The following is a 12,516-nucleotide window of genomic DNA, read 5'->3' as shown; positions in this document are numbered from 1 at the left end:
ACCCTTTCACCGTTCACGATTATGACCGCACCCTCAAACTGGCAGGCTTCAATAGTCGCTTTCTCGATTGACCGGATATCGTGAACGTGAGGCAAAATCACTTTTGCTGTGAGATCGGCCTGGCGGGCAACACTAATGATCTGCTTATCGGGGAATCGTTCTCTAAACATTTTGGCCGTTGCAACTTGGTCTGAGTCTGCCGTGAGCAGATACCCGACCCGATCACGAACCTGCTGCCCGTTGGTTTGACATAATTTCCTTCTGGCACGTTCGATGCAGGGGACATTCAGAACGCCCCAGCGGATGTCCTCCTATGATCAGCCTCATCGAAAAATACTGTCGCTGCATTCAACACCGCAGCCTTGACGGTCACCAAGCCGGTCGAAGGTCGGCGCATCATGGCCAAGGCGGGCGACTGCGCCGATTAGATACGGGAGGCTTGGAAGCATGTCGCTGACGGCGACGTGGCGGACATACGACAATCCGCCCAAGCGCGACATGTCGCCGGCATGAGTTGTTGATCTTATCACTGGGCTGGATCCACGGGCTTCACACCCGACAACACGAACGCGAGGACAAACTGCTGCAAATCCAGCGGCACCAAGGTCGAGAATCCCTGCTGGAGGGTAAGCCCAACAGCCATGGCCGATACTTGCCGCGAACATCCCTTATTGGGAAACGCTATAGGAGCAAGACAAGTGGAGCACTCTTGCATTGGGGTCGGTGCTGGCCCGTCTAATTTGAGCCTTGCGTGTCAGTTACACGAGGAAATCGGGCAAGGGGCACTGTTCCTGGATCGGCAAGTCGACTTCCGCTGGCATCCAGGCAGCGCATTCGATTCCTCGGAGCTCCAGGTCAGCCACTTCAAGGATCTGGTCACGCTGGTGAATCCGCGATCGGCCTACACTTTCGTAAACTACCTGCACGAGAACGGGCGTCTGTACCACTTCCTGAACGCACAGTTCGAGGCCGTGCTCAGAGCTGAGTTCGAGCAGTACCTGAACTGGGCTTTCCAAAAAAATCCGCTTGTCCGCGGCGGAGAGACGGTGCGCGAAATCCGCTTTGACGGCGAGTTTCGGGTGCGGACGGACGACGCGGTTCTTGGCGCCAGAAACGTGGTGGTCGGCATTGGCAAGCAGGCGCAAATTCCGCCTCAGTTTCAGGGCTGGACTGGGGCCAACCTGTTCCACTCATCTGATGTACTGCACATCCATCCAGAAGTGCGGAAAAAGGATGTCTGCGTGGTTGGCGGGGGACAGTCGGGAGCCGAGGTGCTGTTGCATCTTGTCAGCCGGCCGAACGAACAGCGGCCTGCCTCGATCACTTGGGTCTCACAGCGCGAAAACTACCTGCCCATCGACAACAGCCCGTTCACAAACGAGTTGTTCATGCCCTGCTTTTCGGATCGTTTCGCGGCGATGAGCGAGTCGCAGCGCAAGCTCTTCCTTCGGCGTTTCGTGCTTGCCTCGGACGGCATTTCGGAAAGCACGCTGCGCGCTGTGTATCAGGCGCTGTACCGCCACGAATTTCTCGAGCCAAACCAATGCGACATCGCACTGCGGCCGGGTTGCAACGTCTCGCGCTGCATCAACGCTGGCGCGGGTCACAGGCTGACCCTGCAGCGCGGCATTGACGATATCGAAGAAGTCACGGCCGACATCGTCATCCTGGCCACCGGTTACGAGAACGCGGTGCCAGGCTTCTTGGAACCGATCGCGGACCGGCTGGAACAGATCGACAAAGACATGGTTATTGGCGAGGACTTTTCGGTGTCCTGGGACGGACCGCGTGACAGACGCATCTTCGTACAGAACGCGAACCTCGGCCAGCGCGGGCTGGCCGATCCGAATCTTAGGCTGCTGGCCTGGCGCGCACGTCGCATCCTCAACAGCCTTCTTGGGCGCTCGCCATACGCGAACCCCGAGCATCCTGGATTCATCAGTCGTACCTCCCTCGAGAGCTGGTGCGACACCGCAGGCGAAAAAATGGGCAGCGGGATATGACTCGTCGACTCTTGGTCATTGGCGGTGGCATCCAAGGAATGATGTCCGCCGCGGTTGCGGCCAAGGCCGGCGCCTGACCGAATCGACATGGTTTACCCCCCGGACCACGTACTCACCTCGGGTGATCTGGCTCTTGAGCGCGCCCGTCCGTCCGTCGAACAGGTACAGGTGCTCGTGCCCGTCGCGCTCGGACACCCAGATGATCTCCTTCCCGTCATCGACATCGTGACGAAAGGTTTTTCCGGTACCTTCCTGATCACGCCGCCAGCGGCCGGTAATCGACGGAGGTCTCACTGGTTTCATCGATCAGGCAGCGCGCGCGGCAGTGGCGGCGTCTACCTCGACGAGACTATAGAGCTGATGCCCGCGCTGGTTATATTCGAAAGTGAAGCCGCGGCCGTCCTCCCACCATTGGAGAGAGGAAACTTCGAAAGGGTTCGAGAACAGCGCGTTGTCAATCGCGACCTGGCGCTGGCTGGCAATGTCGAACAGGTCCGGCTGGGGCAGCGGAAGGACATAGCCCGGCTTGGGATAGACCATCGTTGAATATTCGCGCTGCAACTGGTCCGTCGACGAATTGAGGTAGGGGATCTCCCGCTTGTAGCCGGGGCGAACGCGGTAAGCCGCGAGGTGGCGCGAGTCCGGCGACCAGCTCAGTGTCGAAAAGACGTAGTAATTGCCCTCGGATCCGTCCCGGCTCAGCGCAACATCCTGCAATCGATAGAGGCGATCCATTTGCCGTCCGGCGAGACGCTCCTCTGGTCGGGGTTATTCTCAGCCGGTGGCGTGTAGTCATGGCTGAGCTGCGTGTCCGGGGCCTCCACATCCCATGTTGTGCTGGTGCAGGCATAGGTCGCATATCCGACAGCTCGGACAACCTGGGGGGACGGCTGGTTGACAAAAGTGGACCGGCGGGCCGACGGCAAAAGGGCGCACGAGGCGCCCTTAATGTCAGATCGGCTGTCGGAGAGCCACCTTCGCCTTCCGTATCAGAAGCGGTAAGTGACACCTGCGCCTATCAACCATGGATCGAGCTCGGCCTTGCCCGTCAGTTTCGCCCCGGCCACGGTGACGTCGAAGTCTGGCTTCAGGAAAAGCTTCTTCACGTCGAAGTTGACGCCCCAGTGCTGATCCACCATGTAGTCGAACCCGACCTGCAGCGCGGTGCCGAACGTGTTCTTAACCTTGAGAGCATCGGCGCTGCCGGCATGCTGGTTATAGAAGATCGTGTAGTTCACGCCGGCACCGACATAGGGCTTGAAGGCGCCGAAATCGGTAAAATGATACTGCACTGTGAGCGTAGGCGGCAGCAGCCAAACCTTGCCGATGTTGCCCAGCCCCCCGAGCGTTCCTTGGCCGTCGATGTTGGCATAGGTGGTGCCGAGGATCAGTTCGGCGGCGATGTTGTCCGTGAAGAAATAGGTGATATCGAGTTCCGGGATCACGGTGTCCGAATAGGAAAGACCGGAGCCGGGCACTCCGTTGACGTAGCCCGAATCCTTAGTGATGACCCCCAACCCACGCAGGCGGATCTGCCAAGGGCTTGGCGCTTCCGTGACCGAGACCCCTGCCTGCGGGATGCTTGCGGCTACCGGAGGCTCCGCCGCGACGGCCTGCTGTCCCACCATCATCAGGACGACGGCCGCTGTTACTCCCCGCGCCACGCCCATTCGCTTTCTCGCCATGATATTCTTTCCTTTGCCTTCAGAAATGATGAACTGCACTACTAAGAATCTCCTCTGATGAATGTACATTGAAGCAATCTCTCATGCTAACTTGCACGAGACTGTGCCGACATTACTTGCGCCTTCGCGCAATCACCGATCTGTGCTCACTTTTGTTTGACACGTTGCCTTGTTCGGGTTGCGCGCCCACCTATCGAACGCCATCGGCGTGCCAGCCGATGGCACTGCGAAGGAAATTGTTGCCCAGGGCGATGAATGCGGCCCGCTCCCGGTTGTCCTTGCCGTGGCTGTGCCCACCCGCGCTGGGCTCGTAGAAGTAGGCGGGATAGCCAAGAGCCTGCAGCTTTGCGGCCATCTTACGCGCGTGGCCCGGGTGGACGCGGTCGTCCCGCTTCGTGGTGGCGAGCAGGATCGGCGGATAGGGCTGCCCTGCCGTCGCGGCGTGATAGGCGGAGATTTCCTTGAGGAAAGTCCAATCCTGCGGCTTATCGGGATTGCCATATTCGTCAATCCCGCTTGCGCCCAAAAGCCTGGTGTAGCGGCGCATGTCGATAAGCGGGACTGTGCAGAACAGCGCGCCGAAACGCTCAGGATAGCGGGTAAGCATGTTGGCGATCAGCAGGCCGCCATTTGAGCCCCCCTCGGCGGCAATCCGCCCCGGCCGCGTAATGCCCCTTCGCACGAGGTCGGCCGCAACGGCGGCGAAATCGTCATGGGCGAGACGCTTGCCCTGTCTGCGCCCGGCGTCGTGCCAACGGGTGCCGAACTCGCCGCCCCCACGGATGTTCGCCACCACGCACGTGCCGCCGCGTTCGAGCCACAGCTTGCCCAGCGCGGAGTTGTAGGAGGGCAGGAGCGATATGCCGAACCCGCCATAGGCGGTGAGATGAACCGGGGCATCGCCGTTCCCGTTCGCCGGGCCGACCTGCGTATAGGGGATCATCTCACCATCGATCGAGACTGCCTCGTAGCGCGTGACCGTCAGTCGGGATGCGTCGAAATTCTCCGGGTTGAGCTTCAGGATCACTGGCTTACCGAGAGGCGGCGCGGCATTGAGGTCAAATAGGAGAAGCTGCGGCGGCGTGATCGGGTCCTGAGCCGAAACGAGGATCTCTCCATTGGTCTCGTGATCTTCCGCATCGAGGGACCACAGGTGGACAGTCCCTTCGGCGGGCACGGTGTCCAGGGCTCGACGCGTCCATTCCTGCCGGCCCGGAGTGAACGCCTCGAAACGCGGAACGAGGTTCGCCAGATAGGAGATGATGAGCTTCCCGTCGTTCCAGAAAAATGACTGCAGAGAACGCCTGTCGCCAGGTTCGAACAGGGTGACAAAGCCGCGCTCGCCGGCGATGAATGAGGAAAGCGAGATGCCGATCAGTACGTCGGAGGCATAGGTCGTCCCTCCCACCGTCCAGGGTTTGCCCGGCTTTACCGCCAGCCAATCGCCGAAGACACCCCACCAGGCGTCCCGAGGAAAGTCGATTTCAATCTTCGGCCCGCTCTTGTCGCCGGTTCGGACTATCTGCTCGAAGAAGCCAGTATTCTCGATGAACCAAAGGCGCTCGCTCTCGGCGGTGCGGTCCACATGACCAGACACGCCTAGGGATTCGGAACAGCCGGTCTCGAAGATTGCCGGCGCGGTGAGGGGATCCGCGCCACGCTTCCACAACCGCACGGTACGCGCGAAGCCGGAGCGGGTGACCATGCCATCACCAAGCGCACTGGAAAGCAGAAGCGTGTCAGGGTCGAGCCAATCAATGGAGCCCTTGGCCTCCGGGAGATTGAAACCGTCAGCGACAATGCTCAGAGACATCAGGTCGAATTCGCGATGTACGACCGCGTCGCTGCCACCGCGCGATAGGCGCAGAATGGCTTTTTCCCGTCTCTGCGGCTCGGTCGACGCGCCACTCCAAATCCAGTCCTCTCCGTCGCTAGCCGCGAGGGCATCCAGATCGAGCAGTAGCTCCCACTGGGGATCCGCCTTCATGTAGGCGGCAAGGGTGGTCCGGCGCCACAATCCGCGCGGATTTCCGGCATCTCGCCAGAAATTGTAGAGGTACTGACCGCGGCGCGTAATCGCGGGAATCCTGTCGAAACGGTCGAAAATCATCGTCAGAGCCGCGCGGTCGCGCTCGAACCGCGTTCCCCCGCAGTGCTTCAGCGTCCTTGCCGACTGGCTGGCGGTCCAGTCAAGGGCCCGTTCGCCTTCCACATCTTCGAGCCAAAGGTAGGGATCGTCGTCGGGAGCATTCAGAGTTGGACGGACATCGAATGCGGTCATGTCCGGTCAACCCCAGGAATGAAAGCGCAGAGGCTTCCGTCGGCTCGGGAACGCTCAGTGTTCGCGGCGGCGACCGCATGTTCGAAAAGCGTAATCATCAGGTGGGTTCTTCTCAGTCGGTGGGGCGTCGCAGTGCTTTTGCGCATAGGGTTGCATCTGTCGTGCCAACTGGGAAAATCGTTTCAGAGCAATGCGATCACGCTGATGGCGCTGTGTCTCATGTCCGACATCGTCGGAAATCCGACAACGAGTGGGTAACGCCTGATCGGTCTCCTGCGCGAGCTCGTTGGGCATTGCGGAAGACTCAAGCAGTGAGGCTCATCGTGAACTTGGTTGGACGCGACGTCTTGGTTTAAGACGAGCAACTCATCGTCAACTGCATTGCCCACGCCGTCATCCCCGCCGGCATGGCTGGTGGACCGCTGACACCGCCAGCGTACCATCCAGAACTCCAGCACGATCGCCTGGCGCGGCTCGTCGGCTGCCGCTCCTGTCTCAAACCTTGATTATGAGCTACCTATGCTCTACGCTGCCCTATTCAGCCGCACGGCGATCCAGGTTTGGCGCCGGAGATCGTCGCGAGTTCATTGAGCCCGATCCGCTTGCCATTACCTTTGATCCGGCAATCGGGTCATGCTGGTTCCCCCCGGACAACCACACCTTGATCAAGCCATCGCTTTGTCCGGGCAGTATATCGGCACGGCCGTCATGCGCGTCCCTGCCACGCGGTATTCGGATGGGGTAGGTGCTTCCTTGGAGCTGAAGCCCGACCTGGCGGATGCCTGCGCCAACATCCGTATGGCATGGAGCTTTCGGCAAGGCTACGGCATCAACACAGATGGTACGGCAATACGATCGATGAGGGCCTCGACGGGAAAAGACGGCGGAGGGAGCAACGAGGCGATGATAGGCAGCCGTTGCGGTCGACATGCGCGACGAATTCTTGAAGGGGGCGCCGAGATCTGTCTCGTACGATCCGCTTATGAGGGAGTCATGCGCAGCACTTGCCCATTTGAGACCCGCGGCCGAGAAGGCGCAAAGGGCTAAGGCGGGCTAGCTGAAGGGCGTAGCGCCGAGACGCAGCTATCTCGCGAACTGCCCTGTGTCGGTCCTAACTATTCAAAAAGGAAGAACAGGTCGACCGCGAGGGATCGGTGCGCGATTTCTGTGGGTGTTTTAAACCGCCCGGCCAGAATCTGGCACGGTGGTGCCAAAGGAGAACTGAAGCACGGCTCCGGCGCCAAGGTTTCGCTTTGCCCAGCAGCAACTCTCTGCCTAAATCCGATTGAGACGAGGCTTGGCTCTGCCGCCGCGAAGACACGATGGAACCCAGATATTATCCCTCTGCTGATCTGGACGCAGACGGAAAGCCGCCGCCTATCGGGGATCGTGGGGTTTCAATTTACCCGCGGTCCCTGGACAGCCTCTCAACGGGAAGGCGAGAGCCAGCGATTGGAACGTGCGGATGGACGAGTCGCGCCTGCTCGGCCTCGCGGCGCAGGTTCTGGCGCGGGCGCGGGCCGATCTGCTGGATCACCAATCCGGCCGCCAGTGAGCCAAGATCGCCGCAGGTCTTGAGGTCGCGGCCTTGCGTGTAGCCATGCAGGAAACCGGCGGCATAGAGGTCGCCGGCGCCTGTCGTGTCGACCAGTTCCTTGATCGTGGTCGCCTGGATGACCACGGTCTCGTCGCCGCGCACGATGACCGAGCCCTTTTCCGAGCGGGTGACGGCGGCGATCTTGCAATCCTTGCGGATCTGCGCCAGCGCCTCGTCGAACGACGATGTCTGGTAGAGCGACTTGATCTCGTGGCTGTTGGCAAAAACGATATCGACGGTGCCCGAACGCATCAGGTCGAGGAACTCGTCGCGGTAGCGGTCGACGCAGAACGAATCCGAAAGCGTCGTCGACACCTCGCGGCCCGCTGCGTGCGCCAGCTTCGCTGTCTGCCGGATCGCTTCCTTGGCACGCGGAGGATCCCACAAATAGCCCTCGAAATAGGTGACCTTGGCGCCGGAAGCCTTGTCGGCCTCGACATCTTCCGGCCCTAGCTCGACGCAGGCGCCGAGATAGGTGTTCATCGAGCGTTCGCCGTCGGGGGTGACGAAGATCATCGAGCGCGCCGTCGGCGGCAGGCCCTTGAGCGGCCGGGTGTCGAAGGCGACGCCCTGGGCATGGATGTCGTGGATATAGATTTCGCCGAGCGGATCATTCGACACCTTGCCGAAGAAGGCGGCACGACCGCCGAAGCTGGCGACACCCGCCGCCGTGTTGCCGGCGCTGCCGCCGGAGGCCTCGATCGCCGGGCCCATGCGGCTGTAGAGCAATTCGGCGCGCTGGGTGTCGATGAGGTTCATCGCGCCCTTGATGATGCCGTTGGTCTCGAGGAATTCCTCGTCGCACTGGGCGATGATGTCGACAATGGCATTGCCGATGCAAAGCACGTCATATTCCGGCATCAAAGTCTCCGCTTAACGGTCGCTGGCCTTCTGCCATGCCGGCCGGGCGCGGGTCTCGGGAGTTGGAATGGGTTGCCGCATGTAGCTGGATCCAACATCGGCGCCTCACGCAGCTGCCGGTCCTGCCTCACGCAGCAAGTCGTCAGCTCTGTCCGTCTTCTCCCATGTGAACTCAGGCTCTTCACGGCCGAAGTGTCCGTATGTCGCGGTCTTGCGGTAAATCGGGCGCAAGAGATCAAGCATCTTGATGATGCCTTTCGGTCGGAGATCGAAAAGATCGAGAAGAAGGCGCTCGATCTTTTTTTCCTCGATCTTTGCGGTCCCGAAAGTGTTGACGAGGATAGACACCGGGGCAGCCACGCCGATTGCGTAGGCAAGCTGAACCTCGCAGACCTCTGCAAGGCCGCTGGCAACGACATTCTTTGCGACGTACCGCGCGGCATAGGCGGCCGAGCGGTCAACCTTGGATGGGTCCTTGCCCGAGAAGGCGCCGCCGCCGTGACGACCCATCCCACCGTAGGAATCGACGATGATCTTGCGTCCGGTGAGCCCGCAGTCGCCGCGTGGCCCACCGACCACGAACCGGCCGGTTGGATTGACCAGGAACCTGATCCCCGTCGTGTCCAAGTTGGGAGGCAGGACCGGCTTTATGATCTCCTCGATGACGCCTTCGCGGACTGTTTCTTGTGAGACTTCCTCCGCATGCTGCGTCGACAGGACTATGGTATCCAGCGCCACCGGGCGCAAACCTTCATAGCGGACGGACACTTGAGATTTTACGTCCGGGCGCAGCCAGCCAAGCTGTCCCGCCTTCCGCACCTCCGCCTGCCTTTTCGTCAGACTGTGGGCGAGTTGGATCGGCAAAGGCATGAGTGTATCGGTCTCGCTGCATGCGAAGCCGAACATGAGGCCCTGGTCCCCCGCTCCCTGGTCGAGATCCTGCCCTCGTCCCTCGTCAACGCCCTGGCTAATGTCGGGCGACTGCTCGGTGAGAGCCAGAACGACGGCGCAACGGCGACCATCAAAGCCGATGGCATCGTCATCGTATCCAATATCGAGTATCGTCTCGCGGGCAACTTGGCTGTAATCGACCTGCGCATCGCTAGTGATCTCGCCAGCCAGAACGACCATCCCTGTTTTCACCAACGCTTCGCACGCGACGCGCGCCTTCGGATCGGTGCGGAGGATCGCATCCAGGATGGCATCCGAGATGTTGTCGGCCATCTTATCCGGGTGTCCCGCGCCGACGGATTCGGAAGAGAATACGAACTGCCTAGTCATTGAATGTCCTCGCTTCAGATGTTGGAGTTAGGTGGCGACCTTCGATTTGCCCGCCTTACCTGTCGGTGATGCCAGGGACCTCGAACGCAGCGCAGAAGTCGGCGACCTCTCTCCGCACGCAGGCATGGACATCCGGATCATTGGGCTGGCGGCAGACCAGGTCGATGAAGGCGGCAATCTGCACCATTTCCGCCTCGCGCATGCCCATGGACGTCACTGCTGGCGACCCCAGGCGAATTCCGCTTGTGACCGCCGGATGGCGCGGGTCGCCCGGCACCATGTTAAAATTCGTAATGATGCCTGCCTTTGCCAATCGCTCCGCATAGGCTTTGCCTGATAGTGGTCGATCGCGCATATCCAGGATCAGCATGTGATTGTCAGTCCCCCCGGTGACCAGGTCATACCCTCGCTCCAGAAGCGCCTGGGCCAGCGCCTTGGCATTCTTGACGATCTGCTGACCGTAGACACGGAAGGACGGGTTCGCGGCTTCCTGCAAAGTGACAGCTAGAGCGGCGATGATATTCATATGCGGTCCGCCCTGCAGGAGAGGGAACACCGCACGGTCTATACGTTTGGCGAGATTGTGTTTGCTTGTCGGATGATAGAGCGCCTGGTAGCGATCTTCATTCCTTGACAAAATGAAGCCCCCGCGGGGACCGCGGATTGACTTGTGAGACGTGCTGCTGACGACGTCGCAATGGCCGACGGGGTTCGGGTGCGCTCCTGCGACAATCAGGCCACTGATGTGTGCGATGTCGGCCACCAGATAGGAGTTCACCTCCGAAGCGACTTCGGCCATTGCCGCATAGTCAAAAACACGCGGATAAGCCGTTCCGCCGACCCAAATGAGTTTCGGCCGTTCCCGCTTGGCCGTCTCGCGCAAGCGGTGATAGTCAATCTGCTGCGTCTTTTCGTGCAGCCCATAGGGGACGCGTTTGTAGTCAGCGCCGGAGAAGTTGACGGCCCATCCATGTGTCAGATGACCCCCACCGGGGAGAGACAAGCCCATCACCTTGTCTCCCGGGCTCAAAAGCGCGCGATAGACAGCCTGATTGGCCGGCGATCCGGAATAAGGCTGGACGTTGGCGTGTTCGCTGCCAAATAGTGTTTTCAAGCGCTCAATGGCCAGGTTCTCAAGCTCATCGACGATCTCGTTTCCCGCGTAGTAGCGCGCACCGGGGTATCCCTCGGCGTACTTGTTCGTGAAAATCGAGCCGGTCGCTTCCAGCACGGCCGAAGAGGCGAAGTTCTCAGAAGCGATCAGTTTGAGCGTCGTGCGCTCCTGCCGCTCCTGTCTTATAAGCAGTTCGTGAACGCGGCAATCGACCGCGGCTAAGGGAGACCAGGTGTCGGGCCGCGCGATGGCGCCGTCGGCGGAGTTGTCAATGATAGTTTCGCGCTCCGCTTTTTTGGGTTGGTCTGTCTCGACGATTAAGCAGGAGGTCCCCTTCGCCCGAGCGTCTTGCATCGTCGCTTCGAGGCGTTGTAGGTCTCGTTTATGATGGCCATGGTTGGGGGGCAGGAGATCGACCAAGAATTGAACCAGCCCGCCGTCCTTGCCTCCTGCTTTCAGATAGTAGGACCGACGTTGATCGTCGCACCAAAGAAAATCGGCTCTGGCGAGCAGCCTAAGGTGTCGCAGAACGTGCTCGCGACGCAGACCCATAATCTCGGCCAGCTCGCAGACAGTTAGGTCTGCATGCGCGCAAAGGCCCAGGATTCGAAGGCGATCAAGATGCGCTGCCGTCCGCAGACGTCTGACCAGTGTCATCATCGGTCAGCACCAATCCGGGTAGCATAAGCAAACATTGCCACTTCCATCTCCTTCAACCAGGATGAGATCTCTTCTTGGCATTCGCTCAATCGAAGACTAAATGCTGCGCGGCGGCCGGACATATGAAACAAGTAAGGGTTTTGCCGCCAGGGACTTGGATGTTGTGGCGAGCGTATCATTGCCGACAATTTTTTGCACTAAGTCTCTGTGAATTTCGTTGAAGGATATATTTCAACCCCAGAAAATGGACATTGCGATATGCTGGTCAGGCAGTGGCCGGCGAACTGCTTGGCCAGGCAGGTATGCGGAATCAAACGTCTACCTCGTCTGTCGTTTTTGCACGACTGGATCAGTGTTTTTGGAAGCGCCGGCCGGTAAACCTTTCGATGCCGTCCTTAGCCCGGCCAGTAGGGGGCGCCGCGCTGTTTGCGAAACGTCCTGTCACGTTGAGGGAGTGTCTGTTGGGATTGGTGACAATGTGACACGGTTTCGCCACAATTTAGCCGCGCCGATGCCCCAATGTTTGACGAGATACGCGGCGTTGCCTGAGACGGTTCGGTCCGGCACCGGCTCGTAGCCCCCCGCCCACGGGTCAGCGTCGGATCGAACCTCGGCTTTCCTGGAAAATGAAACTACTCCCCAGAATAGCCCTCCCGAAATTGCAGAGGCTTCTTCTGGAGATAATTCGGTCAAACCGTAAGCATATCCGCCCTCATTGTTGTCTCCTTTCTAGAGCTCAAATAGGACGATGAATCCGTGATGCCGGTCCGCGGCAGGTGCCGCCGCACAATGAGAACCTCAAGAGTCATGCCAACCCGCGCAGGAAGCGCCTCAGAACAACCGTTCCGAATGTCTATTCAATGGCTCAACTGAGAGTGCGGCGGCACGCCGACTGAAACATCACCCTGTTTGGGACGCGACAAACCCGACAACACGGAGCGCGAGGTGCGAGAACGGCAACGAGTAGATTGTGCAATCGGGCGAGCCGCTGACGCTTGTGCTGAACCGCGCGGCCCGCGAAGTCAGTCTGTCGT

Annotated in this window: 6 protein-coding genes and 2 pseudogenes; 2 read left to right on the top strand and 6 right to left on the bottom strand. The window is 60.0% G+C overall.

All coding sequences use genetic code 11. The features are described 5' to 3' along the window. The first annotated feature begins 740 nt into the window (after positions 1–740). Positions 741–2,003 (top strand): lysine N(6)-hydroxylase/L-ornithine N(5)-oxygenase family protein, encoded by a 1,263-nt coding sequence (locus tag DBIPINDM_RS00935; protein ID WP_258581039.1) that lies wholly within the window; start codon positions 741–743, stop codon positions 2,001–2,003. 60 nt (positions 2,004–2,063) lie between these two features. On the opposite strand, the pseudogene DBIPINDM_RS00930 reads toward DBIPINDM_RS00935, so the two are convergent. The 3 genes and pseudogenes from DBIPINDM_RS00930 to DBIPINDM_RS00920 all read right to left on the bottom strand — a co-directional run. Continuing rightward, positions 2,064–2,860: pseudogene (locus DBIPINDM_RS00930) on the bottom strand (DPP IV N-terminal domain-containing protein); the annotation flags it as partial. A gap of 132 nt (positions 2,861–2,992) precedes the next feature. After that, positions 2,993–3,688: an OmpW/AlkL family protein gene (locus DBIPINDM_RS00925; protein WP_258581232.1), complete on the bottom strand. Its 696-nt coding sequence runs from the start codon at positions 3,686–3,688 to the stop codon at positions 2,993–2,995. A 190-nt stretch (positions 3,689–3,878) separates the two neighbouring features. Continuing rightward, a complete protein-coding gene (locus DBIPINDM_RS00920) occupies positions 3,879–5,969 on the bottom strand; it encodes a prolyl oligopeptidase family serine peptidase (protein WP_258581038.1) in 2,091 nt (696 codons plus the stop codon). 633 nt (positions 5,970–6,602) lie between these two features. On the opposite strand from DBIPINDM_RS00920, the gene DBIPINDM_RS43530 reads away from it, so the two are divergent. After that, on the top strand, positions 6,603–7,016 hold the full coding sequence (locus tag DBIPINDM_RS43530) for a hypothetical protein (protein WP_416361692.1): 414 nt from the start codon (positions 6,603–6,605) through the stop codon (positions 7,014–7,016). A gap of 421 nt (positions 7,017–7,437) precedes the next feature. Here DBIPINDM_RS43530 and DBIPINDM_RS00915 read toward each other — a convergent pair. The 3 genes and pseudogenes from DBIPINDM_RS00915 to glyA all read right to left on the bottom strand — a co-directional run. Next, positions 7,438–8,427 (bottom strand): annotated as a pseudogene (locus DBIPINDM_RS00915) (adenosine kinase); the annotation flags it as partial. 105 nt (positions 8,428–8,532) lie between these two features. Continuing rightward, a complete protein-coding gene (metK, locus tag DBIPINDM_RS00910; RefSeq protein WP_258581037.1) occupies positions 8,533–9,708 on the bottom strand; it encodes a methionine adenosyltransferase in 1,176 nt (391 codons plus the stop codon). Positions 9,709–9,763: 55 nt separating this feature from the next. Further along, positions 9,764–11,095, bottom strand: coding sequence for a serine hydroxymethyltransferase (gene glyA, locus DBIPINDM_RS00905; RefSeq protein WP_258581231.1), 1,332 nt, complete (start codon positions 11,093–11,095; stop codon positions 9,764–9,766). Between the last annotated feature and the right edge of the window lie 1,421 nt (positions 11,096–12,516).

Source organism: Mesorhizobium sp. AR02 (genome assembly GCF_024746835.1).
Classification (GTDB): Bacteria; Pseudomonadota; Alphaproteobacteria; order Rhizobiales; family Rhizobiaceae; genus Mesorhizobium.
This window is presented reverse-complemented; position numbering and strand designations above follow the sequence as displayed.

Bases quoted from the DNA above. Each gene is read 5' to 3' on its own strand.
- DBIPINDM_RS43530 (WP_416361692.1), top strand. From the start codon at position 6,603: ATGCTGGTTCCCCCCGGACAACCACACCTTGATCAAGCCATCGCTTTG.
- metK (WP_258581037.1), bottom strand. From the start codon at position 9,708: ATGACTAGGCAGTTCGTATTCTCTTCCGAATCCGTCGGCGCGGGACAC.
- DBIPINDM_RS00920 (WP_258581038.1), bottom strand. From the start codon at position 5,969: ATGACCGCATTCGATGTCCGTCCAACTCTGAATGCTCCCGACGACGAT.
- DBIPINDM_RS00925 (WP_258581232.1), bottom strand. From the start codon at position 3,688: ATGGCGAGAAAGCGAATGGGCGTGGCGCGGGGAGTAACAGCGGCCGTC.